Annotated in this window: 25 protein-coding genes; 13 read left to right on the top strand and 12 right to left on the bottom strand. The window is 64.4% G+C overall.

Annotation, left to right across the window (positions count from 1 at the left end; genetic code table 11):
- Positions 1-36 precede the first annotated feature (36 nt).
- Positions 37-1062, bottom strand: a complete 1026-nt coding sequence (locus LVJ94_28065; protein WXB00769.1) for a hypothetical protein — start codon at positions 1060-1062, stop codon at positions 37-39.
- Between the two features lie 570 nt (positions 1063-1632).
- Between LVJ94_28065 and LVJ94_28060 the strand changes: the two genes are divergently transcribed.
- Complete coding sequence (locus tag LVJ94_28060) at positions 1633-2049, top strand: hypothetical protein (protein ID WXB00768.1); 417 nt, start codon at positions 1633-1635, stop codon at positions 2047-2049.
- Between the two features lie 225 nt (positions 2050-2274).
- On the top strand, positions 2275-3090 hold the full coding sequence (locus LVJ94_28055) for an ABC transporter substrate-binding protein (protein WXB00767.1): 816 nt from the start codon (positions 2275-2277) through the stop codon (positions 3088-3090).
- Here the strand turns inward: LVJ94_28055 and LVJ94_28050 are convergent.
- Positions 3087-3788, bottom strand: a complete 702-nt coding sequence (locus tag LVJ94_28050) for a DUF899 family protein (protein ID WXB00766.1) — start codon at positions 3786-3788, stop codon at positions 3087-3089. The genes LVJ94_28055 and LVJ94_28050 overlap by 4 nt on opposite strands.
- 51 nt (positions 3789-3839) lie before the next feature.
- Here LVJ94_28050 and LVJ94_28045 point away from each other — a divergent pair, with 51 nt between their 5' ends.
- Positions 3840-4277, top strand: coding sequence for a MarR family transcriptional regulator (locus LVJ94_28045; GenBank protein ID WXB00765.1), 438 nt, complete (start codon positions 3840-3842; stop codon positions 4275-4277).
- Here the strand turns inward: LVJ94_28045 and LVJ94_28040 are convergent.
- From LVJ94_28040 to LVJ94_28030, 3 genes are read right to left on the bottom strand one after another with little or no spacing between them, the layout of a single operon-like run.
- Entirely contained in the window at positions 4270-6249 is a 1980-nt protein-coding gene (locus LVJ94_28040; GenBank protein ID WXB00764.1) for a formylglycine-generating enzyme family protein, read from the bottom strand. The genes LVJ94_28045 and LVJ94_28040 overlap by 8 nt on opposite strands.
- Positions 6246-8129 (bottom strand): hypothetical protein, encoded by a 1884-nt coding sequence (locus tag LVJ94_28035; protein WXB00763.1) that lies wholly within the window; start codon positions 8127-8129, stop codon positions 6246-6248. The genes LVJ94_28040 and LVJ94_28035 overlap by 4 nt, the downstream gene beginning before the upstream one ends.
- Complete coding sequence (locus LVJ94_28030; GenBank protein ID WXB00762.1) at positions 8126-9448, bottom strand: amino acid permease; 1323 nt, start codon at positions 9446-9448, stop codon at positions 8126-8128. Before LVJ94_28030 ends, LVJ94_28035 begins: the two co-directional genes overlap by 4 nt.
- A gap of 65 nt (positions 9449-9513) precedes the next feature.
- On the opposite strand from LVJ94_28030, the gene LVJ94_28025 reads away from it, so the two are divergent.
- Both LVJ94_28025 and LVJ94_28020 read left to right on the top strand, forming a co-directional pair.
- On the top strand, positions 9514-9828 hold the full coding sequence (locus LVJ94_28025) for a metalloregulator ArsR/SmtB family transcription factor (protein WXB00761.1): 315 nt from the start codon (positions 9514-9516) through the stop codon (positions 9826-9828).
- Positions 9825-10307 carry an SRPBCC domain-containing protein gene (locus LVJ94_28020; GenBank protein WXB00760.1) on the top strand — a complete coding sequence of 161 codons (483 nt, stop codon included), beginning with the start codon at positions 9825-9827 and terminating at the stop codon, positions 10305-10307. Before LVJ94_28025 ends, LVJ94_28020 begins: the two co-directional genes overlap by 4 nt.
- 34 nt (positions 10308-10341) lie before the next feature.
- Here LVJ94_28020 and LVJ94_28015 read toward each other — a convergent pair whose 3' ends face one another.
- Positions 10342-11547: a hypothetical protein gene (locus LVJ94_28015; protein WXB00759.1), complete on the bottom strand. Its 1206-nt coding sequence runs from the start codon at positions 11545-11547 to the stop codon at positions 10342-10344.
- A gap of 320 nt (positions 11548-11867) precedes the next feature.
- Here LVJ94_28015 and LVJ94_28010 point away from each other — a divergent pair, with 320 nt between their 5' ends.
- Positions 11868-12593 (top strand): polysaccharide lyase, encoded by a 726-nt coding sequence (locus LVJ94_28010; protein ID WXB00758.1) that lies wholly within the window; start codon positions 11868-11870, stop codon positions 12591-12593.
- A 3-nt stretch (positions 12594-12596) separates the two neighbouring features.
- On the opposite strand, the gene LVJ94_28005 is transcribed toward LVJ94_28010, so the two are convergent.
- The gene (locus LVJ94_28005) at positions 12597-14141 is read right to left on the bottom strand and encodes an alpha/beta hydrolase (GenBank protein ID WXB00757.1); all 1545 of its coding nucleotides are present in this window, start codon (positions 14139-14141) and stop codon (positions 12597-12599) included.
- Positions 14142-14352: 211 nt separating this feature from the next.
- On the opposite strand from LVJ94_28005, the gene LVJ94_28000 reads away from it, so the two are divergent.
- Both LVJ94_28000 and LVJ94_27995 read left to right on the top strand, forming a co-directional pair.
- Positions 14353-15141, top strand: a complete 789-nt coding sequence (locus LVJ94_28000) for a sigma-70 family RNA polymerase sigma factor (protein WXB00756.1) — start codon at positions 14353-14355, stop codon at positions 15139-15141.
- The gene (locus LVJ94_27995; protein WXB00755.1) at positions 15141-18446 is read left to right on the top strand and encodes a protein kinase; all 3306 of its coding nucleotides are present in this window, start codon (positions 15141-15143) and stop codon (positions 18444-18446) included. Before LVJ94_28000 ends, LVJ94_27995 begins: the two co-directional genes overlap by 1 nt.
- Here LVJ94_27995 and LVJ94_27990 read toward each other — a convergent pair.
- Both LVJ94_27990 and LVJ94_27985 read right to left on the bottom strand, forming a co-directional pair.
- On the bottom strand, positions 18362-19288 hold the full coding sequence (locus tag LVJ94_27990) for a phosphatase PAP2 family protein (GenBank protein ID WXB00754.1): 927 nt from the start codon (positions 19286-19288) through the stop codon (positions 18362-18364). The two genes, LVJ94_27995 and LVJ94_27990, sit on opposite strands and share 85 nt — an antisense overlap.
- 91 nt (positions 19289-19379) lie before the next feature.
- The gene (locus LVJ94_27985) at positions 19380-19547 is read right to left on the bottom strand and encodes a DUF1328 domain-containing protein (GenBank protein ID WXB00753.1); all 168 of its coding nucleotides are present in this window, start codon (positions 19545-19547) and stop codon (positions 19380-19382) included.
- 216 nt (positions 19548-19763) lie between these two features.
- On the opposite strand from LVJ94_27985, the gene LVJ94_27980 reads away from it, so the two are divergent.
- Positions 19764-21011, top strand: a complete 1248-nt coding sequence (locus LVJ94_27980) for a serine/threonine protein kinase (protein WXB00752.1) — start codon at positions 19764-19766, stop codon at positions 21009-21011.
- A gap of 32 nt (positions 21012-21043) precedes the next feature.
- On the opposite strand, the gene LVJ94_27975 is transcribed toward LVJ94_27980, so the two are convergent.
- Positions 21044-22114: a hypothetical protein gene (locus tag LVJ94_27975; GenBank protein WXB00751.1), complete on the bottom strand. Its 1071-nt coding sequence runs from the start codon at positions 22112-22114 to the stop codon at positions 21044-21046.
- On the bottom strand, positions 22096-22914 hold the full coding sequence (locus LVJ94_27970; GenBank protein ID WXB00750.1) for a hypothetical protein: 819 nt from the start codon (positions 22912-22914) through the stop codon (positions 22096-22098). Before LVJ94_27970 ends, LVJ94_27975 begins: the two co-directional genes overlap by 19 nt.
- Before the next feature lie 57 nt (positions 22915-22971).
- Between LVJ94_27970 and LVJ94_27965 the strand changes: the two genes are divergently transcribed.
- Positions 22972-23649 (top strand): YdeI/OmpD-associated family protein, encoded by a 678-nt coding sequence (locus LVJ94_27965; protein WXB00749.1) that lies wholly within the window; start codon positions 22972-22974, stop codon positions 23647-23649.
- Between the two features lie 42 nt (positions 23650-23691).
- Complete coding sequence (locus LVJ94_27960; GenBank protein WXB00748.1) at positions 23692-23880, top strand: hypothetical protein; 189 nt, start codon at positions 23692-23694, stop codon at positions 23878-23880.
- 12 nt (positions 23881-23892) lie between these two features.
- Here LVJ94_27960 and LVJ94_27955 read toward each other — a convergent pair whose 3' ends face one another.
- Entirely contained in the window at positions 23893-24933 is a 1041-nt protein-coding gene (locus LVJ94_27955) for a zinc-dependent alcohol dehydrogenase family protein (GenBank protein ID WXB00747.1), read from the bottom strand.
- A 122-nt stretch (positions 24934-25055) separates the two neighbouring features.
- On the opposite strand from LVJ94_27955, the gene LVJ94_27950 reads away from it, so the two are divergent.
- Both LVJ94_27950 and LVJ94_27945 read left to right on the top strand, forming a co-directional pair.
- Positions 25056-25874, top strand: coding sequence for an inositol monophosphatase (locus tag LVJ94_27950; GenBank protein WXB00746.1), 819 nt, complete (start codon positions 25056-25058; stop codon positions 25872-25874).
- Positions 25871-26488: an NADP oxidoreductase gene (locus tag LVJ94_27945; GenBank protein ID WXB00745.1), complete on the top strand. Its 618-nt coding sequence runs from the start codon at positions 25871-25873 to the stop codon at positions 26486-26488. Before LVJ94_27950 ends, LVJ94_27945 begins: the two co-directional genes overlap by 4 nt.
- The last annotated feature ends 8 nt before the right edge of the window (positions 26489-26496 follow it).

Raw genomic sequence — 26496 nt, 5'->3', positions numbered from 1 at the left:
CGTCACGTGACGGTGTCGATTTTGGCAAATAAGTATTCATTGGCTCGACAGCGTCACCTTTTCCTGGCAACTGCCGCCGCGGATGGTGGCGGTGTTTCCCGTGATGAGCACTTCCGGGGTGCCATCCCAGACGGTCACCTCGATGCGGCCTTTGCCGGACTTGTCGTAATAGCGTTGCACGGATGGTTCGAAGGCGACGACCGCTGGGGTGCCCGCCCCGCCGCAGCCAGACGTGGATGCCGTGTCCGGTTCGAGTTCTGGCGCGGCTTCGCCGGGTGGGCATTCGGCGCGCTCCTTTTCATCTTGCGGCCAATCTTGCGGCCACTCGCTCTGCGGGATGAACTCCGCCGCAGAGCTCGTAGCGTTGAACTTCCAGCCGGTGCTCGTGCGGGATCCCGAGAAATCATTGTCTTCGGTGACCAAGAATCGATTTCCGCCTAGCGGGTAGATCTCGGCCGAGAATACGCTGCAGTGCATATAACCATTGGAGATGTGCCACGGGCCCGCTCCCGCACAATTGTCTCCATCCTCGAGGGAGGCGCCCGCTCCAGAGCCGCATGGGCGGCACGCTTCCTTTCGGGCCTCCTTCTCCGTGGTCTTGGGCTCGCGTTTCTCGCCGCACATCGTCGCGGGCATGGCTTGAAGCACTTCGACCCAACCCTTATGGCCTCCCAAGGAGGGAATCCCGGTGGTCCACGTGGCGGTGCAACGCGATTGGGATCCAAGCTTGGTCGCGGCGGCTTGGTTGCCGAGGTTCGCGGCCACGGCGTAGTGGACGCGTGCCAACTCGGTTTTGCCTTCGCGCGCGTAGCCTTCGGCGTCGTTGAACCAAATCGCCGATAGGAGCGCGGGCTTCTTGGTACGGGTTTTGGCGAACGCTAGGGCCGGGTGAGCGTCGTATCCCCCGAGCAACTTGGCATAGCCTTGCTCTGCCCAGGCCGAGGCGTCGAAGGGACGACGGCGAACCGCGGATTGAAACGCGCGAATCGCGTCGTCGTAACGCTTTTCCCGAGTCGCTGCGCGCCCTTGGCCCATGGCCGCCGCGTAATCGATGCACGCCACGGGACCGGCCGGCCCTCTCCTGGGTTGATGTTGCGCGCCCGCATCGGCAACTGCGAGTGGCGCGGTGGGCGTCGGATTAGCGACGGGCGTAGAAGATGCATTGACCGGAGTGCCCTCTGCGGGCGGACGGCATGCGACCAAGGGCGCCAACGCGACAGCTGTCAGTGCGAAAACGCATTTTGTTAGCAACCATTGAGGAGGTGCGGTCGACGCGGGCGGCTTCATGGCGAATACCGTGATAGTCAGAAAATGCGGTGATTGCAATTCGTTGGGCGTAATCGCGTTTCAAGTCATAATTGGTTTGCGACGCCCTTCGCTCATTGGTCTTGGGGCCTTCCCGGCAGCCCGCGCGCCTGAAGGTTGCGCTGGTTCCCTCGACGTCAAAAAGACGACGGTGAGCGGCAACCGCGATTGTGGGGGCTGCACAACGCGAGCGACGCCAACGGGAGTACGGTCTGTCGCATTGGCCATTGCGTTCGCGTGGGCGATGAGAAGATTGGTGTCGTTGTCACGAGTGTTCGTGATACCGAAAGACGATTGTCTTTCGAATTCAAAAAAGGACAACGGACCATGATTGGTTTGGGGAAGGTTTCGCTCATTGGGTTGGGCGCGATCGCTGGCATCGTTTCGGTCATGGGCGTGCAACTCGCGTCGGCGCAGTCTCGATCAAGTGCGGTTGCAGCGGCCACGCCCGTGGTGACTGCGGACACGGATATCACGCGGCTCCGCCAAGGCCGCATTCGTGACGATAGTCTAAGGCCGCAGTTCGTCATCAACGGGCCTCTCGTCCTGACGGATCTCGATATGCCGTCGTCGGGGTTTGCGACCTTGTACATCGTATCGGCGGGCGCCAGTTGCTCGACCGTCCAGACTCCCATCCTCGACACGGACAGGAGCGCCCACGGCATGAAGCTTTCCATTCCGAGCGGCTCCGCCGCTTGCCTTACCACGTACAGCGCGACCTGGTCCGGCTACGTTCCCTACTGAGCAATGTGCCTTCTCACCCCCGCGTGGCGCGAATTGGCGTTACGTGGGGGTGTATTTTGGAACGAATATCGAAACCTCCTCCCGATCTCGCGGAAAAATCCCGCGGCGTATCGCGCCGATTCACGCACACTGTGTTGACGCATTTGATCCATGCGCTATGGCTTGGGGGCCAGCGCGGTTTGACGCGCGTGGAAGAATCTTCCGTCTCGGGAGGAGGGACCCCCTTTGTTCGTTCGTAGCAAGTGCCTCGCTTTTGGCGCGGCCGTCGTCGTGTCGGCGTTGGTTGCAGGTTGCAGCAGAGACAAGTCGGCCGGCGTGCCCCTCGTTCACAAGGGAAAGCTCGTCACCTGTACCCACGTTCCATTCGCGCCCTTCGAATTCGAGCGCGATGGAAAAATTACCGGCTTCGACATCGACGTCGTGGACTTGGTCGCCCAGAGGCTCGGCGTAAAGGTGCAGCTCGTCGACACGTCGGTCGAGAACCTCACCACGGGCTCGTTGCTCGACTCGAACCAGTGTGATCTCGAGGCGGCGGGGCTGACCATGACCGATGCGCGCCGCAAGAGCGTCGACTTCTCCGAGGGCTACTTGGACGCGTACCAAGCGCTCGTGGTCAAGCGCGGAACGGGCATGGCGAGCCTCGACGCCGTCAAGAACAGCGCGAAGCGGGTAGGGGTTCAATCCCAAACCGTCGGCGAAGATCTCGCCAAAACGAAAGAGCTCAACCTGCTTTCCTTCGAGAGCTCGGACGCCGTGTTGCTTGCCCTGCGCACGGGCCGCGTGGAGGCGGCCATCGTCGATCATCCCGCCGTGCAAACATGGATGAAGGACTCGGGCAACATCGCCTTTCAAATCGCCGCCTACGTGGATACGGGCGAGCAACTCGGTATGGCCGTCAAGAAAGGGAATACCAAACTACTCGCGATCATTAACGAAGTCATGGCGCAAGCACGTGCCGATGGCACGCACAAGCGCCTGCGCGATCAATGGTTCGGCGAATCCTTGGGCGCCGTGCCCGTGACGACGGTGGCGAGGCCTTAGCGCCCGTATTCCAACTTGGGATACCAGTTGGTGCCGCGGCCCTCGGGGGTGAAGTCGAGCATCGTCCAGAGCGGGTCCAGATCCGGTGCGCCGCGCGGATCTTGTCCGGGATCGGCCATGCCACCGCCCATCTCGCCGCTCCAGAAATGGCGAATGACCCCATCTTTGCGGGTGAAAACGCTGAAGCCGGGCATGTCCGCGTCTTCGGCGCTCACGTAGTCGCGCGTGTATTGGCCTTCGGCGTCGGAATACACCTTGAGCCTCGTCCACCCGCGGGCTCGCTTGGCGGCGCGCAATTTCTCGATGGGTGAACGTGCCACCATCGCCACGGCCACGCGCTGCTCGAGATCGGGAAGCTTGGTCTCCCAGGTGCTCATGAACGACGTGCACGAAGGACAGGGACGTTCGCGCTGCGGGCCGAACATGTAGCTGTACACGAGGAGCGTGTCCTTGTCGCCGAAGAGGCTGGCCAAGGTGACGGGGCCGTTTTCGCCTTCGAAGCGGTAGTCCGTGGTGACCTGACCGCCCGGAGGCAGCTGACGGCGCAATTCTGCGACGCGCTCGAGGTGGCGGCGCAATTCGATTTCCTCGACCAAGAGGGCGTTGCGGGCCCTTCGGTACTCTTCGCTTTCATTGGGAAAGTGGCTGCGGTTCTTCTTCACCAGCTCCGTTGCCGGGGTGAGCTCTCGATGGGCCATGCGGCGACCTCCTTGATATGTTGATATCAATGTATACATTCGACGTCAAGGATGGCCGACCTCCCGTTCGAAACCACGCTTCACGTTCGCGATCACTGCTTGTGCCTTCATGCACAGCGCGCAGCACGCGCCCTGGCCCGTCGCTTCGACGACGCGTTTCGTCCGCTCGGGCTCACCAACGGCCAATTTTCGCTGCTGATGTCCCTCAACCGCCCCGAGCCGCCGAGCCTCGGTGCCGTGGCCACGCTTCTCGCCATGGATCGAACGACGCTCACGGCCGCGCTCAAACCGCTGGCGCGGCGCGGACTCCTCGAGGTGACGGTGGACGAGGAAGACCGACGGGGCCGCCGTCTCGCGCTCACGCGGAAAGGGCGAACGCTTTTGGCGCGCGCGGTCCCCATCTGGCACGCGATGCACGCCGAGCTCGATGCGCAGCTCGACGATCCCGAGAACGTGCGCCAGGGGCTTCGCGCGTTGACGGCTACGTGAGATCGACCACGGTTCGAAACGAGATGGCCTCACTTCGATCCAGGCCGTCGCTCCGCAGAATGTACTTGGCGTGGTAATCGTTGGGCCGCGCCCCGCGGGCCACGATCCATTCCGTCTCGGCCGGCGGTAGATACACGCCGCCGCGGAGCATGACGAACCGCGTATGCCCATCGGAGAACTCGCTCTCCGTGAATTCCCAGGCATTGCCGGACAATCCCATGACGCCTTGCGGGGTGGCCGTCTCGGGAAGGGCGGCCGGCTGCAGCAAGCTCGGAAAGGTTCGCAGCTCGTTTCCCCAAGGATAGAGATGCCCAGCCCCTGCGCCCTCCGCCGTCCACTGCCATTCGGCCTCGCTCGGAAGCCGCTGGCCATGCCACGCGGCGTACGCCCTCGCATCGTCGAGGCTGACGAAGGTCACCGGCTCGTGGGCCCGATCGCCCGTGAGCGCCTCCGGCAGCGTGCCATGGTTCCGAAGGTGCTTCAGAAAATGCTCCTCGTCGTCCGGCCAGTAAAGCGCGGCATGCACGAAACCGAGAAACTCGGCATTGGTCACCGCGGTGGCGCGGATGCCGAATCGCTCGAGCGAACACGGTATCACGTGCTCCAGCATATCCTTGTAGAACCATCCCCACAGCGCATCCTCCGTTGCCCCCGCGGGATAACAGCCGCATTCGCGACGTTCGTGACGAATGCGCATGTGGAAATCGCCCGCCGGTATTTCGATGAAGTTCTCTACCTGCCGCGGCCGAGTTGCCACCGCAGGGCGAATGGGCCGCGGGGGAGGGCGGCGCTCGTCGTACCCCTCGAGGTCGACATCGGCATTTCGTGCGAGCTGCTCGAAGTGAGCGCGCGCCCGCCCGGCCTCGGCCGCGCCATCGCGCACGATGGCTTGAATGCCATTGGGTGCCACCGTGACGGTGTCTCCACCTCGGAGCTCGTGGTGTTCGCCCCAAAAAGCGAAATACGCCGCATCGCCCTCCTCGGGAAGATGGTAGGCGAGGGGCTCCTGTGTGCGATTGCGCAAGGTGAGAATGGCCCGAGCACCCAGATTCCACCGATTGGCGTCCAGCCCGGAGACGCCCGTCGGAATCAACGGCAGCCAATCCCCATGAACGAAGAGGGACCCATAATGATCCAAAATGGCGGCCGTCTCCGCGAGGAGCCGGCGGTCCTCCCGCGAATATGGATTCCACGCGCCAAAGACATTGTCCCAGAGCAAAAGACCCGTGCCGTTGAAGAAGCTGTAGGCAATATCCAACTTGCGCGACTCGTCCCATCGCCGAATCATGAATTGCCGGTGCTTCGGCAAAAGCCACGCGTGGCGGAGGACGGATGGCGTGTGTGCATCGCCGATGTCGCTCCATTGCGCCCAGGCTTGGCGGTAGCGGCCCAAGTGCGCCGTGTCCGGGCGCAGTTCGGGGGCGAACACCACCCCGCGTTTTCGCTGAGTGACCGCGCGTTCGAGGCTTTCCGGCGCGGAGGGGAGCGTGTCGAGCATGACACCGTCGGCATCTAGGCCCGCGACGATGTCCCCGAGCTCGTCGTACGTGCCCGGCGCCCAAGGATTGTAATCGAGGAAGACCCGCAGGCCGCTCCGATGAAAAACGTCGACCACGTCCGTGCGAAGTTTGGTGATGCCTCCGGGCATATCGCGATAAAAATCGAATTGATCGCGCGTGTCGAAGCCCAGCCTCGGATAGCCTTGCCACAAGAGCACGGAGTCGACGCGTCCAAATTGCCGCCGCCATCGCTCGACGAGCTCGCGCGTCCGGTAGCCGCGATCGTAAAACGACGCGTCGTACATGAAGAGGAACATTTGCCGAAACGTGGCGTCGCTCCAATCCGTCGCCGGATCGTACGCGACGTCGACCGCCTCGCGTTCGCGCAGCATGGCGCGGTACCAGGCGTTCCACGCGTCGGTGGAGGGGGCGTCCAGGCCGATGTATGCGTCGGGTGTCGTTCGAAGGTTCATGGGAGACCACACTCCGTTCGCCATTCGGGAAAGCGGTCGCGCACCGTTGCCGCCGTGGCCAGCGCCGAGCCGTTCCCCCACGTGAAAATCGTGAAGGTGCCAATGGGATCCGCGCCCGCGTGGGCCTGATTCTCCATCATGAAGCCGTATGTCTCCGGGCCGAAGAAGGGAAAGCGCTTCTCGTAGGCGCGGGCCAACGCGGCATTCTCCGGGCAATAGAGCATACTGAACGATGCGTGCAGCGCACTGATTCCGCGCTCGGTGAGCTCGCGATCGCCCGTGGCGCGTCCGAGCTCCAGGTAGAGCGGTGCGAAAAGGCTCTGGCGGGCGTCGTTCCACTCGCTGTCGGCATTCATCACGCCGAAGCCGCCATGGGCGGGGGCCGGCAAGAAGGGCGGATTCCATACCGCCTGGTACAGCGACAACTCATCGATGCAGCGGCGGGCCAGGTCGAGGTACCGCGCGTCGCGTGTGGTTTGCCAGGCCTCGAAAAATGCCGACGCACACCACGCGATGGAGAGCGTGTTCTGCTTGTACACGCCGTTGCGTGGCACGCGTTGCCCGAGGAGCTCGGGGGCGCCCCATGGGGCGCACGAGTAGTACGTCTCGAAGTCCTCCCAGCGCCCTTCGCGCGCCACCTCCTCGAGAAAGGGCAGGGTGGCCAGGGCGGCCTTTTCCCACGCGGCATCGCCCGTCGCGCGCGCGAGCTCGAGGAGCAACGCGACCGAGACGGCGGATTCGGGACCCTCCGCGAGCTCCGTGGGGCTGCGGCCGTCGGGCTCCACCCAGCCGGGAAACGCACCGCTTGGGCGCTGGAGTGCCACGAGCCTCTCGGCCAGACGAAGCACGCGGTCGCGTGCGCGCGCATCGCCCGTGAGCGCGTGCCACTCGAGAAGCATGCGGCCGGTGAACGCCGCATCCACGAGATGGCACGCCTCCTCCGACGCCGAGGGCGGCCGTCGATCGGAATGGGACCAACGCCAGGTGCCCGAGGCCTCGTCGGCGACGATCCGCGATGGAAAGAGGCCATCGCGCTGGGGCGCGGCCAGCGCGACCTCCGTCATACGCCGCGCGCGGTCTTCCAGATCGGCCGACCCGGTTTGGCGCGCGTAGCGCAAAAGGCCATTGGCGCATCGCTGCGTGGAGAACCACGCCTGGTTCCAAATGCTGCGTGGCTCCCTCCAGCGCCGCTGCTCGCGTGGGACGGAGGGATGGCGGCTCACGTCGACGATGAACACCGGTGCGGCGGTGGTGTCATCGATGCGCTGCCACACGCTTTCGGTCCAGCCATCCGGCGCGAATGCCCAGCGCACGATGTGGCGCAGCAGTGGCGTCAGGTCGGCTGGAGGCATCAGGCCCGACCGGCCCCACCGGTTCCACATCCAGCGTGCGACCATGCCATACGGGTTTGCACAATCCCGCGGATCGCAGCTGGCGAGCAGGTGCAAGCGCAGCGCAACGGTGCATCCGGCGGCGCGGGCTGGCTCGCGGACGTAAAAGACGTGCCCCTCTTCGCGGTAGGCGCCTGCGGCCATCGTCACCGTTCGCCGAGGGTGCTCGTAGTCGAGCCATACGCGGTACCCGGCGGCGCCGGCCACATCGTCCAGGTCGGGAACGAAGGCGAGTGCCAGCGCCCCGTCGGCGAGCACGATGGCCGGCGACCGAAAGATCGCGTCGCCCATGACGTAGCCTTCCGCGGGTGCGAGATGAGGGACCCACACGTGCCGGGGGTTGACGATGGGATGCTCGATCGCGAGCTCGATGGCCCCATCTTCGGCGCCGAACACGCCGAAGAGCTCGAACGCACCGTTGGCAAACGAGACCTGGCCGCACGGTGAAACCACGTCGAGCGCGCGACCATCGGGAAGTTCGAATCTCATGCACGCCTCCAGGAAAGCCACACCAATCCCCCGACCACGAGCGCGCATGCCCCGTAGGCCGATTCGAGCGGTGCGCGGAGCAGGCAGCCCAGCGCAATGCCCACTTGGATGAGAAGGAACGTCCACGCCGCGGCCGGCGGTGCATAGCGCGGCAGCCCCGCGGCCTTGGGCGCGCGCAGGCGAACCACGGCAATGGCGGCTTGAAAGGTCGCATCGGCGAAGGCGATCCCCGTGAGGAGCACATCGATGCGCGACGAGCCGACGACCACGGCGATGCAGGCGAGCGTGCCCTGCAACGCCACCGCCAAGGCCGGCCGTCCGGTGCGCGGATCGAGCCGGCCCGCGCGCTCGAAGAACACGCCGTCCTTGGCCATCGCGTAAATCACGAAGGGAAACCCCAGGCAGACCGTGTTCAAGAGGCCCGCCGCCGAGACCACGATGGTCAGCGCCAGCACTTTCCCTGCCGCAGGTCCGAGCGCTATGCCCACGGCATCCGCCGCCGGGCTCGTGCTGGCCGCCAGCCCCGCGTGCCCGAGCAGCGCCAGGTACGCGACGTTCACGCCCAGGTAGGCCACCAGCACCACCGAGATGGCCGCGATGATCCCGCGCGGGAGGGATCGCTCGGGATCGCGCACCGAGCCCGCGATGAATGTGCCGTGGTAGGCCCCGCCAAAGGTGAACAGCACGGGGATGATGCCGAACAGGAGCCACGAGGACATCGTGCCCGACGGAGGCGCCGTCTCCGGAGCCGCAAGGAAGATCCGCGACGCATGTCCCCAGCACGCCCCCACCAACGCGAGCGCCGCCAAGGCCGCAAGCTTGAGCGCGGCCATTCCGATCTGAATGCGCCCGCCCACCCGCAACCCGAGCAGGTTCGCTGCGGTGAACACGGCAATCGCCGCGCAAGCTCCTGCACTCCGCGCGATGGGGCCCACGGGGCCGGTCACGAAGGCGAGATGATCCACGAGCACGAGGGCGATGACCGCCATGGCCCCCGGCTGAACGACGAGCAGCTGCAGCCACCCGTACAGAAACGAAAGCGCTGATCCCGCAGGCTTGCCGAACCCCTCGCGCAGAAAGACATAGAGCCCCCCGGCCTGAGGCCAGCGCGCGCCGAGGTCTGCGAACACCAGGGCCCCGGCGATGGAGGCGACGCCGCCGAGCACCCAGATGCCCAGCACCCACTCCGCATTCGGCACCGCGCGCGCGAGCGTGGCGGGCGTGAAGAAGATGCCCACCCCCACCATCGCGCCAATGACCACTGCCGCCACATGCCAGGGGCCCAGCGGCCGCTCGTCTTCAGGCTCGGAACGATGCACCCGTCGACGATATACGCACTGTCCGCTTGACGGCATCATATGCATGATTATGTATATGTACCACGATGCAACTAGACGCGTTTCAGACCCTGGCCGACCCGACCCGCCGCTGCATCGTGGACGTGCTGAGCCGCGGCGAGCAGCAGGTGAACGACATCGTCGAGCAGGCAGGTATCCATCAATCGGGCGTATCCCGGCACCTGCGCATCCTTCACGAAGCCGGCTTCGTGGCGATGCGTCCGGACGGGCAGCGCCGCCTGTATTCGCTTCGACCGGAACCGTTCCGCGAGCTCGACGCGTGGCTCGCCAAGTACCGCGGCCTTTGGGAAGCGCGGCTCGACCGCTTCGGGGCGGCCCTCACGAAAGGAAAACGGACATGAGCACGCCGAAGATCGTTCTCGAACGCACCTACGAGGCCCGCATCGAGGAGCTCTGGGACCTATGGACCACGAAACAGGGTTTCGAGTCGTGGTGGGGCCCGGAGGGCTACCACGTCGAAGTGCACGCGCTGGAGGCTCGAGCGGGTGGCATGCTTCGCTACGAGATGATCGCCGATGCGCCCGAACATGTCGCGGTGCTTGCGAAGATGGGCCGCCCTCCTTCGCACGAGACCCGCGGCGCCTTCTCGGAGTTTCGGCCCTACGAGCGTCTGGCTCTCACGCACATGATCGACTTCTTTCCCGGCGTGCCCGCTTACGAAAGCACCATCACCGTGGAATTCTTCCCGCGGGGAGGTCATGTCCGCATGGTCGTCGCCTTGGACCCGATGCATGACGCGGAAATTACGAAGTTGTCCTCATTGGGCTTCACGAGCCAGCTGTCGAAGCTGGATAAGCGTTTCGGGAACCCGCAGATTTAGTGTGGATTGCAAGATCCAATTTTGACGTTCGCAGCTACCCGCTGGACAGGAGCCGCTCGTCGATTTCAATCTTGGAACCTTCGCGGAGTTGCGCGGCCCGTTCGGCGCGCACCTCTTCACGCACTGTGTCAAAGTAGTCGTTCTGGATCGATGCCTTTTCGGTCTCGAAGCTGATGACCTTCTGGACACCCTTATTGTCTTTGTACGTGTAACGGGACTTCAGATTGTCGTCATACCATTTGCGGAGGCGTACCTCCGTTTCTGGCGTCTTCATTCGCTGCGCGGCTTTGTCCGTCATGCGATCCTGGAGCCACATCCGCGTGAGCGAGGCTCGATTGGCGGCCACGGTTTCGCGGTATGCCTGGCGTTTGTCGATGCCTCGGGCCCGAGCCTCGGCCATTTTGAGGCCATCCATGAGAAGTTGCTTGAGCAGCTTCGAAACACCCTCTTGTGTCGCGGCGTTCGGGCGCTTTGCGGGCGGTAGTCCGACGTACGTTGCAAAGGCCTCCCCGACGGAGACCTTCATCTCGTTGCATTGTGCAAGCTGGTATGCCGCAATATCGGTCGGGAGGTCTTCCGATTTGCCCGAGCCATGTTGCGCAAGTGCATCTTTGAGGTGCGCATATCCCTCATTGGAGACGACCACTGTCGCTTTCTCGAACAATCGGTCCTCCAATGCAGATTGGAGCACTGCGTAATGATCTGCGGACTTGGCTTTGTCGCCCACCTCTTCCCGCGTCAAAAATTCGACGAGCAGCAGTCGGCGCGTGCTCTCCAGTGAACGAACCATGTTTTCGCGGGTATGGACGTTGCGGCGATAGGCATCTCGCAGGAAAATCAGTTCATCGACGAGCCGATCGAGCTTCTGCTTCTTGCCCGCCAGATCCAGGTTCTTGCGGTCTTCTTCGCTGACCTCGGCCTTCAGATAGGCTCGAAATTCGCTGACCGGGATCTCGATGGACGTGCCGTCCACCCGGGCCAGGACGGGATTGTCGTCCGAGACGGGGCTGAAATCGTGGAGGCGGACGAGCTCCTCGACGTCGCTGGCGGCAGCCTTTTCCCGCGGCGGGCCTGCAGCTGCCGCAGGCTGCGCGGAAACGGGACGTGGTGTGGATGCCGTGGCCGCAGGCCGATTCGGCTCGGCGGGTTGCTCGCGAGGGGCGCCGCCCGTCCCATCTGGATAGGGCAGGGCCACCGCGAAGGCTGCGCAGACAACGAGGACGTAAAGACGGCTCGCCATGAGCGCCATTGTCAGAGGCGGGGCGAGTCATGCAAGCGGAAATCGTATGACGCACCGTTTTTAAACTATGAAAAACGGAATGCGCTGAAAGCGAAAATTTGCTCGATGGAGCGAATGGATTGTGTGCGCACATGCGCACGTTCCATTGTTAGTAATCGCTGGCGCTTCGGCGGCGCGGAAACCGGTGTCAATATTTGATTGACGTCGCTCCTTCTTCGATTTACGACGTTGTGTCCCCCGCAATCGGAGCGACGACAATCGAGGAGGGTCAGATGACGCTTGTTAAGGGATTAGGCGCAGGTCTCGCCCTGGCGGCCTGCATGTTGTGTAGTCGCGAGAGTTTTGCCACAGTCATCTTCCACAATACGGGGACGACCTCGGGGTGGAGTGCCACACTTGCCGAGCACAATGGAAGCATCTCGCAAGTGACCAACATCGTGTACGACGGGACCACCGCCATCAAGGCGATGCAGGTGTACGACCCGAATTACAGCGGCCGATACCACTCGGAATTCGTACGCAACGACGTGTACAACCGCGGGGACATGGGCTTTTACGGGTTTGCCTTCCGCCTGCAGGGCGACTGGCAATTCACGAGCCAGAACTACAACATCGCGCAATTCATTGCCGACTTTTCCAACACCGGCTGCGACGACTGGATGCCCAGCACCATGGTCTGGCTCAACGGCTCCAGCCTCAATACGCGCGTGAAGACGGGTGGTATCTGCTCGCAGCGAACCACGAACTTCAACGGTGTGGCCAACGTCACCGCCGGCGTATGGCACCGCTTCGTCATGCAAGTGAATTGGCAGAGCGGCTCGAACGGCTACTTCAAGGTCTGGTACGACGGAAGCAAAGTCTTCGAGCGCCTGAACATCGCCACTACGATTTCCGACGACCGTGCATTCGACTTCCGCGTGGGCCTCTACGCCAACGGGTGGCACGACGAAGGCCGCCTGGTGGGCAACCAAGGCACGCGCCAGATTTGGTACGACAACATTGGTGCCGGCACGACGTACGCCGAGGCGGATCCCGACGGCTGGTGAGGATTACGGGGGTGGTGCCTCCCTCATCGAGGGGGGCGCCTCCTCCGGAAATTCAGCCGGGCAATGCGCATCTTTCGGAGGCATGACCCGCGTCGTTAGGTACGTTTCGATGGTTTGGCGTGCGCAGAGGCTCCGAACCGATGGAATGTGTCCGAAGTTGTCGTCTTGGAGCAGTACGGAGCCTTTCAACTGCCGGTGCACGGCCACGCCTCCATCGTGCGGTGCCAGAGGATCGTAGCGCGACGTGACCACCAGGGTGGGCGGCGCATCCGGCGCGGACAGTCGATGTTGCGGGTTGTTGACCTTGACCGGAAAGCCGAGGCAGTCGAGGATCTGAGTCCAAAATATGGTCATGCGTGTGTGGGGATACATCGCTTCGAGGATGCGGCGATAGGCATCGAACTCCTGGAAGCTGCGCATCTCGAACTTCCAATCTTGGCAGAGGATGGGTTGGTAGCCTGCCTCGAGGAGTCGCTCGTCGGCCATGCCTCGCGCAGACGCCGAGAGGGGCACACCGCTCTCCAAGCTTGCGATGCGCTCCGCGAGGCCCGGCCAGCGAGAGGGGGCGATGATCGCGACCTGAAGATTGAACCGCAGCCACGCTAGCTCGAGAGCGCCACCCGTTTTGGGGTCGATGAGCGTTCCGGCGGTGGCCTTTTCGTAGAGTTGGTCCCAGATGGCGGCGACGTCTCTCCCGTGGAGTTTGCACGTCGGCGTGCGCCCGCACCAATCGACGAATGCGAGAAAGCTCTTTTCGAGATCTTCCGTGTACATCTGCAGGTACCGGAAGGTGGACGTGACGCTGTGGTCCATATTGGATTCAATCGCCATGGCGCGAATCCGCGCCGGGAATTCCTCGGCGTACTGCTGACCGATCAGCGTGCCGTAGGAGATGCCTAGATAGTTGAGCTTCTCCTCCCCGAGCGCGTTGCGGATGGCATCCATATCGCGAACGGTGCTGAGGGTATCGACGTGGTCGAAAAGGGGCCCCGTGTGCGCCCGGCAGTTCTCCCCGAGCTTCGCGTTGAAGGCGATGCGCTCGCGGTAAGCGCGCTCCGTCGTTGGAAAGGCAAAGTCGTATTGGCCAAACAGGTCTGCGTCGCACACGACGGGGTGACTGCGGGCCACACCACGGGGATCCCAGCTCACGAGATCGAAGCGTTTTCGCAGAATGCTGGTATCGAGACTCGGTTGCCCCGTGATGTAGGCATCGATTCCCGAGCTGCCCGGTCCCCCGGGGTTGAGAAAGAGAACGCCAATGCGGTTCTCCGGTTCCAGCGCCAGCTTCCGGCCGATGGCCAACTCGAACGTCTCGCCCTCGGGGTGTGCCCAATCGATGGGGACTCGAATCGTCGCGCACTCGCCCCCCGCCGTGCCGCATGGCGTCCACGCGATATCCGACGCAGGACGCAAGACGCTGGTCGACGAGGCGTCGGTGCGTGCGCCGGACGGCCCATCGTCGGCTCCGTCCGATGCTGCGTGGGTGCACCCGACGATGGTGCATATTCCAGTCGTGAGAAAGCCGGTGAGAAGTCGTTGCGCGTTCATGCTTATCTCTGTGCTGTGAGGTCATGGGGCGCGAGGCGGCTCGACGTTGCGAGTGCCAAGCACGGGTGTTAGCGTGAATAACGATGTGGCTCTCGTGCCCTCCTCAGTACGCGGACCTGCACGTCGTGGGATCCCAGCGGTTCATACCCTCCTATTCGCCTGCCGATGGCGGCGCTCGTAGGTCACGCTCGAAAAATCGTGGAGGCTCGAATTGACCTCGTGGGAGCGGACGCCGTCTCCTGGCGCGATCCGTCCTTTGCGCAGCGGGGAGCGCGAGGATGGAGAGAACTTTCCCCATACGCCGCCATCCGCCGTTCTCGGCGTGCGCGATACCGATCCCGTCAAACGGGAGCGCTCGTTCGTGGTCCTCGCGCAGCGGTATTGGAAGCCCATCTACAAATACATCCGGCTTCGCTGGCGAACGACGGCCATCGACGCCGAGGAGTTCACACAGGAATTCTTTTTGCGTGCCATGGAGAAGAACGTCTTCGCGGGCTTCGACCCGCAGCGCGCCCGCTTTCGCACCTTCGTTCGTGTCTGCGCCGACCGTTTCGTGGCGAGCTACCAGCGGCATCGGCATGCCAAGAAGCGCGGTGGTGGCATGGCCTTCGTGTCGTTCGATTTCGGGGCGGCCGAGATCGAACTCGGTGCGGAGCGGGAGGATGCTCTCACCATCGATGCCGAAGCCCTTTTCGAAGCGGAATGGGTGAAGAGCCTCCTCCAGAGTGCGGTGGCGTGGCTGCGCGAAGATTGCGTGCGCAAAGGCAAGGGGGTGCACTTTCGCGCATTCGAGCTCTTTCACCTGACGGAGGAGTCCGAGCGGCCCTCGTACGAAGCCATTGCCGAGCAACTCGGTATTTCGCTCGGCGATGTGAACAATCGCCTGGTGTACGCACGCCGTCATTTCCGAGCAGCCATTCTCATGGCGCTTCGCGAGTGCACGGCGAGCGAGGAGGAAATGAACGACGAGGCGCGTATCGTATTGGGAGCAAGTTTTTGATGCGCGTTCCGAAAGACCTCGCACGGGTCCTTCCGTTGGACGAACAGCTGTTCGCCGGCCGATTCGTCATCGAGGCCGAGGCTGGGGTTGGTGGCATGGGCGTCGTTTACCGAGCCTTCGACCAGGTTCGCGGCGAACGGGTGGCGCTCAAGATCCTTCACCAGGCGGATCCGGCGGCGCTGCATCGGTTCGATGCCGAGGTACGCGCGCTGGCGAAGCTCCGGCACCCGGCCATCGTCGAATATGTCGCGCACGGGGTCGACGTCGAAGGGGACCCTTATTTGGCGATGGAATGGGTCGTTGGGGAAACGTTGCACGCACGGTTGCGAGAAGGCGTGTTGGCCATTGCGGATGCACTGATTCTCGGAGCTCGCCTCGCGGGGGCTTTGGAATCGGCGCATGCGGTGGGGGTTCTTCATCGGGACATCAAGCCGAGCAACGTTTTATTGCCCGCGAGGAACGTGCGCGAAGCCAAACTGGCCGATTTCGGATTGGCCCTGATTGGCGAGGGAGACGAGGCCGATTCAGGGGACGCCGTGTCGGGGGAATGCATCGTTGGGACGCCGGGCTACATGGCGCCCGAGCAAGCTCGAGGCTCGCCGGAGCTCGATGGTCGCGCCGATCTGTTCTCGTTGGGATGTCTGCTGTTTCGTTGCGTGACGGGGGTGGAGCCGTTTCCGGGGACCGCCGAGCTCTCGGCATCGGCGAAGGTGATGTTGCTCGAGCCACCGCCCCTGTCGGAGCTTCACCCGGAGGCTCCCGTTGCCCTGAGCCGGCTGGTGGCCAATCTCCTCGCGAAGAATCCCGACGAGCGTCCCGTGTCGGCTCGTGCCGTGCAGAAGGACCTGGAACGCATGGCGCGGGCGATTCGCGCCGATCTTTCGGCCCCGCCGAGCGAGGTTCGGACCCTGGAATCGGCGCCGGAGGCCTATTTCGGCAGGTATGTGCTGGAGAGCTCTCCGGCGGGGGCGGGCGATGTGTTTCTCGCCCGCGATCCGGCGCGAAATCGGCACGTTGCACTCCGAGTGTTCGGCATGGTGCGCAATCCGGAGGAGATCGCGCAGTTGCTTCGGGAGGCTCGTGTGGTCTCGGGCGTGAATCACCCGAACATCGCGCCGATTCTCGACGTGGGTGAACATGCCGGCGTTGCATTCGTGGTCAGGGAGCAGGTCACTGGCCAATGCCTTCGTCGATTCATGGGAGACGCCACGGTGACATTCGCTCAGCGTGCGCGTTGGCTTCTCCAAGTCGCGCAAGGACTCGCCGCCGCACATCGCGCGGGCGTGGCTCACGGCGACGTACGCCCGGACAACATCGTCGTTCGAGGTGGCGATATCAAACTTCTCGATTTTCGATTCGGGTTTGCCGCGGGCGACACGCGTGGTGATCAGTATGCATGGGGCGTGATCGCCTACGAGCTCCTCACGGGATGCTCTCTGGCGGACGGCATCGATTTGGATGGCATTGACCTGACCATCGCCCATGTCATCCGGAGGGCCGTTCACGAAAACCCCGAAGAGCGCTTTGCCACGATGGATGACGCGCACGATGCCTTCCAGGCCGCGATCGAACGTGATCCGGCTCGCCGCAAGGCCGGAAGAAGACACCGCGCGTGGGCGGTGGCCCTCATCGGCTTGGCGGCGCTACTTACCGGCATTTTCCTGCCCACGTGCAACCGCGAGATGGCTCCCGTTTCGAGCGCCGCGGATGCCTCCGAGGCCGTGAACGGCGAAGAATCGACTCGGAACCCCAAGGCGAGGGCTCACTTCGACGCGGCCATTCGGTATTGGCGGGGCGCATCGTCCAGGATTGCGCTGCTGACCCTCGGCGACGCGCTCGATGCCGACCCGGACTTCGCGGCGGCCCACCTGTATTCCGCCATCATGTTGGTCCAAGACGATGTCGAAGCGGTGCAACACTATCGGGCTGCTACGATTCACCGCAATCAGCTCTCGCCACGGGACCGCGCCTTGCTCGATGCGTTTGCGACGTCCGTGACCGTTCCTCGAGACTTGACGGCAACGCAGGAAGCCTTGACCGCCGCCCTGGTGCGATTTCCAGCGGATTGGCTGCTTTCGAGTGTGCTGGCAAGGGTGCATTTGGACAAGCATGAAAACCAGAAAGCCATCGATGTGAGCGACGCGGCTCTGCGGCACGACCCATCGCTGGCCTTGGCGCTGTATCAAAGAGCCGTGGCGGAGTCCGACCACGACCACGACCGCGCGAGCCGTTCGCTCGACGAATGCCTTCGCATATCGCCGCAGGCCGACAGCTGCCTCTCATGGCTCATGAAGTTCGCCAACCACGAGGGGCAATGCGTCGAGGCCGAGCAGTACGCGCGTACGCTCCTACGATTGACGAATCGGCCGGCCGGCTCCTGGCGGTGGTCCCTGGCCGGAGCGATCATCGCCCAGGGGGGCACGATCGAGAGCGCCCGAGACGCGTACGAGCGTGTTTCTTTTTCGAAGAATGACGTCGATCCGATGTTCGACGTGTTGAAAGGCTCGTTCGCCGAAGCCCAACGCACCCTGGACGACAAAGTGGCGTGGGACGAAGGAGAAACCGACGGCGGATGGCATGAATACATCGTGAGATATCAGTTCAATATGGCAAAAGAACTGAACGATGTGCCCCGCATCACGCGTTTGGCGGCGCAGCATCTGAAGAGGCTCGATGGCTGGTTGCTGGGCAATCATATGGAAGGCAACATCCTGCCGCGGCGCATGCAGTATTTCGTGGGAACGCTGTCGCGCGAAGCGTTCGAAGAACATCGGCAGCGCTGGATGAAGAACGAGATTCCGACGAAGGACTACTACGGTACGAAGGACGTGTGGTTCTATGGGTATGCGGATGCCGCGAAAACCAAAGAAGATTTCGTAGATGCCTATCGAGCCTATCGAGAATACGAGACGGCTCCCCATCGTTGGGGGATGGCCACCGTCCGCGATGATTTCGCCCTTGGTCACGTGAGTCTTCTTGCCGACGACGTGGACAGAGCCATTCCGCTTCTCCGGCGCGTGGCCAACGATTGCAACGTCGTGCAGTGGGCGATCGAACATACGTGGGCCCATCTGGACCTCGGCATGGCGCTGGAGCAAACCGGTGACGTGTCCGGGGCCTGTGCGGCCTACGACGTCGTCGTTCAGCGATGGGGGAAAGAGCCGCGTAGCGTGTCAGCAAGAACGGCGCGTGCGCGGCGGGCAGCGTTGCATTGCGCCGCTCAGAACACCCCGCGAGCCGTCAGGCCTGCCCCCGTCCCCGAGAACGACGGCACGAGCCGCACCGTCGTGCCGCGCGATTCGTAGGCTGGCCAATGAAACGCCGGTAAGGCGGCGGCCACCGTGGTGCCGAGCACGAGACCTCCGCCGATGGCGGCCCATTCGATGGGGTGCATCGAGACGGCGGAACGATCCCGCATGTGGGCGCGCGGGACGAGGATGCCGATGCCCGTTCCCACGGCGGCGCCGAGGAGAACGTCGGAGGGGAAGTGTTGACCTGCGCGAACGCGTTCGGTGGCCGTGGCACTGGCCAGGGTCATTTCGAGTCCCCAAACCACGGCACGCGCCTCCGAGTCCGAGTTGCCATAGGCAAAGAGAAGGCCGCCGCTAACCGCGGCCGCGAACGCATTCAGAGAATGACTCGAGAAGAACGAGAGGTACGCTTCGCCGCCGCGCGAGATGGCAAAGTCGCGGTTGGCCTGATCGCCGCAGTACGTGTACGGCCTCGGGCGCTGCACCGTGTACTTGGACACGGCATTGAGGAAGATGCCCAGGGAAAGGGCTTCGCCCGTGACGATGGCCTTTGGCAGCGCGTCGGGATCGCGGTTCACGAGGTTTGCGACGATGGGTGCCATGATGGTCGCCGCGAGTAGCGTGTCGCTGATGAACATGTGCGTCTTGGAGAAGGCTCCTCGCGTCGCTCCGTCGAAGGGGAGAAGCTCGCTCGTCCACCGCCGTCGTTCCACGGGGATCTGCGACACGAGCCAGTAGCCAAGGAGTGACCCTGCGATGATCGCCGTGTCGGGCCCAGGCGAAAGGTCGATCCGCGGCTCGGATTGCGCGGCGGCAGGTCGCGCAACGGCTTGCGCCAGCAGCATGACCGCCGCGGCGGCTACGCATCGTTTGCTCTGCCCGGACGGGGTCGTCATCGGCCTCCCACCTTAATGGGAAGCGCGCGATGGATGAAGCTGCTCGATGCGGTGGCCCACTTTTGGGCGAGCGGGGCGGTTTGCCGCCCGTTTACAGCATGGGCCTGCGGCGACCCAGGAGGGCGGTGAGCAGGGCGAGCGCAAGAAAGATGAAGAAGAGTGCCTTGGCGATGCCCACGGCCTCCGCCGGGCCGGCGCCGAACCCAAGAAAGGCGGCGACCGCCGCCAAGATGGAGAAGACAGCCGTCCAGTGAAGCATTGTCGTAACGACCTTTCTCCCCGACCCCGTCTGCTGCGCACGCGATTTCGCAATGCGTATGCCATTCGAGTGTTTCACACGCCATGGGAGAATGCGATGTGGCGGATTGCCTCGCGTGTGACGCGTGTTCGAGGTGCGGGCCAGGGAGGTTCCTCGGATGCGCGCACGAGCGCGGCGTGATGCGTGGGCACGGGCGTTGCTCGAGCGGCAAGCACGATGACGACGTGCGCATCTTTCTTCGAGCCGTTTTCGGGCGCCTTGATCAACGACAATCTCCGTTTGGTGCGTCCCATTGCGAAGGGTGGGATGGGCAGCGTATGGCTTGCGCGCCATACCGGGCTTGATTTGCCCGTGGCCTTGAAGTTCATGTCCCAATCCATCTTTCGGGACGAGCCGAATGCCGTGGAGCGTTTTACGCGCGAGGCGCGTGCGGCTGCGCAATTGCGCCATCCGAACGTGGTGCGCATCTTCGACTTTCGCTTTCCCACGCCCTCGGACGACCCGCCCTATATGGTGATGGAGCTGCTCGAAGGGGAAGACCTGGAGCGGTGTATCCGCCGGTGCGGCCCGCTCCACATTGGCGAGGTGGTCACGATTGTCCAGGCCATTGCCAGCGTGCTGGAGACGGCGCACGAGCGCGGTATCGTGCATCGCGATATCAAACCGGAAAATGTCTTCCTCGAGGGTCCCGAGCACACCGTGAAGGTGCTCGACTTCGGTGTGGCCATGTTGCAACAGGGGCGCGAGGACATCGCAGCCGAAGAGGAAGGGAAGATGTGCGGCACCCCTTGCTTCATGAGCCCCGAGCAATTCACCGACGCGGCGGACGTCGATCATCGGTGCGATCTCTGGGCGCTCGCCGTCGTTGCCTATGAAGCGTTGACCGGCCGTATGCCCTTCGCCGGCGCAACCGTGAGTGCGATCTTCCTCGCGGCGGCGCGCTCGAGGTACACGCCGCCCAGTCAGCTGCGCCCAGAGCTCGGGCCCGCCGTCGACGCGTGGTTCTGCAAAGCGTTCGCAACCCGAATCGAACACCGCTTCGCCTCCGCGCGCGAGCTCGCCCTCTCCTTTTCGCGGGCAGTGGCCGAGCCAACGGCCTCGCGCCCATCCCGCGGCCCCGCAGCGTGGAACCGGTGGGCCACCGTCGCCATAGGGCTCCTCGGCGGTGTGCTGGCCACCCTCGTGTTCACGGGCCATCTGCGCTTTGCCCCCGCGCCGGTTGCCGCCAGCCCCGCACCACCCCCGCCCGCGCTGGTTCCGCCCGCCGCGATGCCGCCTACCGCGCCCGCGCCGGCTGCATCGTGCGTCGCTTCGTCACCGTGGCCCTCGGCGAAGGTCGCCACACCGCCCCCCGCGCGCAGCGCGGCCAGGGCCCCCGTCGCAGCCGCGCGCCATCCCGTCACCACCGCCAACACCGTGGAGGAAGAAGAGAGCCCCACGGCCGAGGACGACGACACACTGTGACTTGGGGTGCGATCTGCGCCGCAATGGGCGGCTCACCGCACATTGGCCTCGAGCCAACGATGGATCCGCTCTTGAACGTCGTCCGAATTGTCGTCCATCATGAGCATGTGCGAATTGCCGTGAATCCCTAGTTCGGGCAAAGACAACCACGTGCTCTTTGCCCCCGCGGCCAGCAGCGCCTCGTGGTATCTCCGCGCGCCGTCGTACTGCTTCGCCCAGCTCCCCGAGGCTCGTTCCAAATCGAGGTGATCACCCCACACGAAAAGGTGCGGCACGCGCGCGGGCAGGTTGCCGCCGAGTGGTGCGCTGGACGGTTCGACGGAAATGAGCGCTTTGATGGCATCGGGATGATTCCGCGCCGCCTCCAACCCAAAGGAGCCCGCCGCACTATGCGTGAGAAGAATGCACGGGCACACTTTTGCAATCAGCGCGTCGTAAGCTTCACGTTCGGCGTCCGGGTTCATTCGAAATCGCGGCGCCGCTTGTTTGGCGAATTCGTCGAAGGCGGTCACCGGAAAGCGGCCTTGGTCGTACGATTTGCGTGCGGCATACGAGCCCTCTGGGCCGATGCGAAAGACCTCCCAGAGAAATGCCTTGGTGCGAAAGACCGGTTCGTCCGGGTTGACCTCGGGAAATCTGGCCCAGGGGGCGCGGCCGGCTTGCGACGTATCCACCGTGTAAACGGAATATCCGTCGCGCAAAAAGAGCAGCTGCCATCCGGGCCGCCCGTCGGGGGTCGTCTCGAAGGTGACCCCGGTCACCGAACCTCCCGGCCACAACAAAATGGGATATCGGCTTCGCGGCCGGGCGAGCCGCACGTATTGCACGTAAATCTGGCCCGATTCGAAATCGCCATTGGGGTCGACGGTCTCGGGCTGGGCGTCGGCGCGGCGGATGCGCGGGCGTTGGGGTAGGTCGGTCAGGTGGACCGAATGCCCACCGGCGTAGAAGCTTCCCACGTCACGGACGGCCATATCGTCGCCGGACGCGGATTCTCGTAGGGGGCGCGAATTCGCGGCGCACGAGACGCCGAGCGCGGAGAGGACGGCGAGGGGCAGCCAGGTTGCTCGTGGGATATCGAACATCAGCGCGGGACTCCCCATTCCACCTTGGGAAAGAGCGGTGTTCCGTCGGCCGAGGCTCGAAGGGCGTCCGCCACGCGCACGATGGACTGCCATGGGATGGACGGACCCGCGCCAAGGACCACGCGTGGATCCGATTCGGGGTAGCGCGCGCGGAGCTTGGCTGCACACGCGGCGAGTCCCTCGACGTCGAACACCCCTTTTCGTGATAATTCGACGGCATTGGGGCGTGGCAACTCGCAACCGGGGCCGACATAAGCACCGCGCACGCGAATCGAAGTGCCCGCGTCGCCCACCAGGACGAACAGCCCCAACGAGGCATCTTGCGCATTCGCGGCCGACGAAGGCTGCGAGACGAACTCCGTCGAGGCTCCATTTCGCCGGACGGCGAGGTGAAAGGAGGTGATCTCCGTCATGGCCGCCGTGTAGAGCGTCTCCGTGACCAGCTGGTACGGTGTTGCCGGATCGAAGGCGAAGGCGAGTTCGTGCCCATGGTCGATGGCCCTCAAAACGTCTCCCAGGGGTGCGATGTAGAAACCGTTGCGCGTTTCGCCGAAGGGAAGCGTGACGATGGGTGGCCCCGCATCGATGGAGATGGCCGACTTGGACACGACGACGATATGCCACTTCGACGACAGCGGCGTATCGGCCGAGGACGTCGCCAGCGCGCGGGTCGCATCGAGACGGGGTCCCGACGCCACGGACGACGACGCCACCGCCGTCCGCGCCTCGGGCGTGAGCGGGGGCGCGTCCGCACCCGAACGGCGACATCCGAGTAGGACGAGCGCGCAGAACGCGACGGGGGGAAGGCGGCGGATCATGAGCCTGCGATCTTTTCACGCGGACGACGAATTCGCGACGGAGAAAGCAACGATCCCATGCCGACCCTGGTAGAGTCCTCCTTTGCGATGGGAGAACGAACGGGCGACGACGAGCCGATTCTCTTCGCCCGCCCTCGACAATGGGACGCTTGGCTGGCAAAGCACCATGCGTCGTCGTCGGGCGTGTGGGTTCGATTGGCGAAAAAGGACAGCGGCATCGAATCGATCACGCGACTGCAGGCCGTGGAGGGCGCGCTCGTGTGGGGATGGATCGATGGGCAAGCCCGCCCGGAGGGCGAGACGTCGTGGTTGCAACGCTTCACACCGCGTCGTCCGCGCAGCCCGTGGTCCAAGATCAACCGCGGAAAGGCCGAAGAGCTCATCGCAAGCGGGAAAATGAAGGCCCCGGGCCTCGCCGAGGTGGAACGCGCCAAGGCCGACGGCCGTTGGGACGCCGCCTACGATTCGCCGCGCAACGCGACCGTGCCGGACGATCTCGCGCGCGCCTTGGCGGCGAATGCCCGCGCGTCGAAGTTTTTCGAGACCATCGATGCGGCGAATCGATATGCCATTTTGCACCGCATTCACGCGGCGAAGAAACCCGACACGCGCGCGGCGCGCATTGCCAAGTTCGTCGAGATGCTCGCCAAGCACGAGACGATTCATGCGCCCCGCGCCAAAAAGGCGACGAAGGCGAAGTCCCCGGGGCCCCGGACCAAACGTGGTCCCGCGTGAAATTTTGCCATAGGGTTCGGCGAAGCTCTCGGGATGCGCGCCATGGCCACGAGCTCGAGCTCAACCGTGCTGTTCGTTCTCGCGGCCTTGGCGGCGTGCACGGCGCCGCCCAGGGCCGCGCCTCGAGCGGCCGTTGCGGCGATGAATCGCAGGGCGCAGGTGACGGCCGCCGAGAAGGGCGCCTTCGCGGCGCGGATGGAGAAGAAGATCCGCCGCGCCGCCCCTCCGTGAGGCCATGCTGCACTAAAGCCGGGTGATGACGGTGATGCCGGTGCCTTGGAATCGGTCCATTTGCACGAGCGCGTCCACGGCGTCGTCCAGGCTGATTTCGCTTCCAATGAGCTTGCGCGGGGCGAGTTTGCCCACCTCGATCATGCTCAGCATGGCGTCGTAGCGGAAGGCTTGCATGCCGTGACTGCCCAGGATTTGCAATTCGTGGGCGAGGACCCGGTCCATCGGGATGCGCGGGTGCGCGTGGTCGTCGACCATGAGGCCGACTTGCAGGTGACGGCCGCGGCGGCGCAGGTTGGCGATGGAGTTGAAGCACGTGGCGGGGTGCCCGAGGGCGTCCATGGAGACGTGGGCCCCGCCGCGGGTGATCTCTTTGACGGCGCCGACGACGTCGGTGGTGGTGCGGGCGTTGACCGCGGCGTGTGCACCGATGCTGCGCGCGAACTCCAGCTTTTCGTCGGTCACATCGATGGCCACGACGTGCGCGCCCATCGCGGCGGCAATCATGATGGCCGACAGCCCGATGCCGCCGCAGCCGTGAATCGCGACCCACTCGCCGGGCAGAACGCGCGCTTGATCGACGATGGCTCGAAACGAGGTGACGAAGCGGCATCCGAGGGAGGCCGCCGTGCCGAAGTCCAGCCAATCGGGTAGGGCGACCACGTTCGTATCGGCGTAATCGATGGCGACGTACTCGGCGAAGGAGCCCCACCCGGTGAATCCGGGTTGAAATTGCTTTTCGCAAACCTGGTGGTTGCCGGTTCGGCATTCGAAGCAATCGCCGCATCCCCCGACGAAGGGCACCGTCACGCGATCGCCGACGCGCCACCGCCGCACGTCGCGTCCGACGGCCTGGATGGTGCCAGCCAGCTCGTGGCCGGGGACGTGGGGCAATACGATGTCGGCGTCGTGGCCCATCCAGCCGTGCCAATCGCTGCGGCATAGTCCCGTGGCCCCCACCTTCACGACGACGCCCCTGGGCGTCGGTGTGGGATCGGCAAGCGTCTCCAGGCGCGGCGGCTGACGGAACTGCTCGAAGTAGATGGCTCTCATGAGAGCATGGTATGCGAAGTGGTGTCCCGCAGGGCCCGCATTTGGCAGCGTATTTTCCCGTGTGCCGTGCGGGTTGGGAATGCGAACTTCAAATCTGAAGGATCCTTCGCATCTTCCTAGTCATGGTCATGGACAAGAACGACGATGAACGATGGTTGGCGGGTGCCGTGGAGATCGTGCACGGTGCCGGGGCGCGGTTGCTTTCTCATTTCGATGTTGCGCGCCGGGGTGCCTTGGACGTGCCCGGCGTTTCTTCGGCGGTGCACGCCATCGACGAGTTCGTGGCGGAGGATCTGCGTCGCGGGCTTTCCCGGCTGGTGCCAGAGGTTGGGTGGTTCGACGACCAAGAGGAGGGCGGTGATCTGCCGCCCGGCGCGTTCTGGGTCTGCGATCCCGTCAGCGGGGTCGTGAACTACGTGCAAGGCCTGATCGAATGGTGCACCAGCGCGACCTTGATCGTCGACAACGAGGCGATTCTCACGGTCGTCCATGCGCCGCTCACCAAGGAGACGTACACGGCCCAGCGCGGGCGGGGGGCGTGGTTGAATGGACGAACCATTCGTCCATCGACCCGTCGCGACCTTCGTGTGGCGATGGTCGCCACGAGCCAGGCGTATGCCGTGCAGGAAAATCCCGAGCTTGCGCAGCGCATCGGTCGCTCCCTGACCTCCGTGATGCGCAAGACGATGCTGGTGCGCTCCGGCGTTCCCGCGTCGATGCTCGTGGCGTACGTGGCCGATGGGCGGCTCGATGCCTTTTGGCTGCATGGCTCGAATCGCGCCGATCTCCTTGCCGGCGGCTTGCTCGCCCGAGAGGCCGGCGCCATCGTGAGCGACGCGGAGGGCAGCGCACCCTGGACGGGCGCGTCCAGCAGCTTCGTCGCCGCGGCGCCCGGCCTTCACGCGGCCTTCCTCGGCGCGCTCGGGGGGGCGAACGCATGAGCGCCTCTCCCGTCGTCACCATTCTCGGGGCCGGCCGCGTGGGGCGCGCCCTCGCCGAAAAGCTCGAGAAGGCCGGCCGCACCGTGATCCTCGGCTCGCGCCGCGGTCCCATCGACCCTGCGCGCGCATGCCGCGATGGGGACATCGTCATCAACGCCTTGCCCGGTGCCGTCTCCGTCGCGTCGCTCGTCCCGCTGGAAGACGTGCTCCGCGGCAAGGTCCTCGTCGACGTGGCCAACGCCAGCACGCGTGGCCCGGACGGCATGCCCAACGGGCTCGTCTACCCGGGCGGAAGCCTCGGCGAAGAGCTCCAGCGGGCGCTCCCGGAAACGCGCGTCGTCAAGACGCTCAACACGATGGTGTACACGGTCATGACCGAGCCCACCGCGCTGTCGATGCCGGTCTCCGCCTTCCTCTCGGGCGATGATGCCCCCGCCAAGGAACTCGTCGGTGCTCTCCTCGTCGATCTCGGCTGGCCGCGCGAGTGGATCCTCGACCTGGGCGGCATCGCCAGCGCCCGCGCCCCCGAGGCCTTCGTCGCGATGCTCGGCGCCGTCGCCGCGACCTTCGCGGGATCGGGACTCCCGCGTTTCGGTTTGGCCATCGCGCGCTAACATTCGCG

It is taken from the genome of Sorangiineae bacterium MSr11367, assembly GCA_037157805.1.
GTDB lineage: Bacteria > Myxococcota_A > Polyangia > Polyangiales > Polyangiaceae > Pendulispora > Pendulispora rubella.
The sequence above is the reverse complement of the archived record's forward strand: the minus strand, read 5'-3'. Positions and strand labels throughout refer to the sequence as shown.

Coding starts and splice junctions, on each gene's coding strand:
- LVJ94_28060 (WXB00768.1), top strand. CDS start 1,633: ATGATTGGTTTGGGGAAGGTTTCGCTCATTGGGTTGGGCGCGATCGCT.
- LVJ94_28050 (WXB00766.1), bottom strand. CDS start 3,788: ATGGCCCATCGAGAGCTCACCCCGGCAACGGAGCTGGTGAAGAAGAAC.
- LVJ94_28045 (WXB00765.1), top strand. CDS start 3,840: ATGGCCGACCTCCCGTTCGAAACCACGCTTCACGTTCGCGATCACTGC.
- LVJ94_28040 (WXB00764.1), bottom strand. CDS start 6,249: ATGAACCTTCGAACGACACCCGACGCATACATCGGCCTGGACGCCCCC.
- LVJ94_28035 (WXB00763.1), bottom strand. CDS start 8,129: ATGAGATTCGAACTTCCCGATGGTCGCGCGCTCGACGTGGTTTCACCG.
- LVJ94_28025 (WXB00761.1), top strand. CDS start 9,514: ATGCAACTAGACGCGTTTCAGACCCTGGCCGACCCGACCCGCCGCTGC.
- LVJ94_28020 (WXB00760.1), top strand. CDS start 9,825: ATGAGCACGCCGAAGATCGTTCTCGAACGCACCTACGAGGCCCGCATC.
- LVJ94_28015 (WXB00759.1), bottom strand. CDS start 11,547: ATGGCGAGCCGTCTTTACGTCCTCGTTGTCTGCGCAGCCTTCGCGGTG.
- LVJ94_28010 (WXB00758.1), top strand. CDS start 11,868: ATGTTGTGTAGTCGCGAGAGTTTTGCCACAGTCATCTTCCACAATACG.
- LVJ94_28005 (WXB00757.1), bottom strand. CDS start 14,141: ATGAACGCGCAACGACTTCTCACCGGCTTTCTCACGACTGGAATATGC.
- LVJ94_27995 (WXB00755.1), top strand. CDS start 15,141: ATGCGCGTTCCGAAAGACCTCGCACGGGTCCTTCCGTTGGACGAACAG.
- LVJ94_27990 (WXB00754.1), bottom strand. CDS start 19,288: ATGACGACCCCGTCCGGGCAGAGCAAACGATGCGTAGCCGCCGCGGCG.
- LVJ94_27985 (WXB00753.1), bottom strand. CDS start 19,547: ATGCTTCACTGGACGGCTGTCTTCTCCATCTTGGCGGCGGTCGCCGCC.
- LVJ94_27980 (WXB00752.1), top strand. CDS start 19,764: ATGACGACGTGCGCATCTTTCTTCGAGCCGTTTTCGGGCGCCTTGATC.
- LVJ94_27975 (WXB00751.1), bottom strand. CDS start 22,114: ATGGGGAGTCCCGCGCTGATGTTCGATATCCCACGAGCAACCTGGCTG.
- LVJ94_27970 (WXB00750.1), bottom strand. CDS start 22,914: ATGATCCGCCGCCTTCCCCCCGTCGCGTTCTGCGCGCTCGTCCTACTC.
- LVJ94_27965 (WXB00749.1), top strand. CDS start 22,972: ATGCCGACCCTGGTAGAGTCCTCCTTTGCGATGGGAGAACGAACGGGC.
- LVJ94_27960 (WXB00748.1), top strand. CDS start 23,692: ATGGCCACGAGCTCGAGCTCAACCGTGCTGTTCGTTCTCGCGGCCTTG.
- LVJ94_27955 (WXB00747.1), bottom strand. CDS start 24,933: ATGAGAGCCATCTACTTCGAGCAGTTCCGTCAGCCGCCGCGCCTGGAG.
- LVJ94_27950 (WXB00746.1), top strand. CDS start 25,056: ATGGTCATGGACAAGAACGACGATGAACGATGGTTGGCGGGTGCCGTG.
- LVJ94_27945 (WXB00745.1), top strand. CDS start 25,871: ATGAGCGCCTCTCCCGTCGTCACCATTCTCGGGGCCGGCCGCGTGGGG.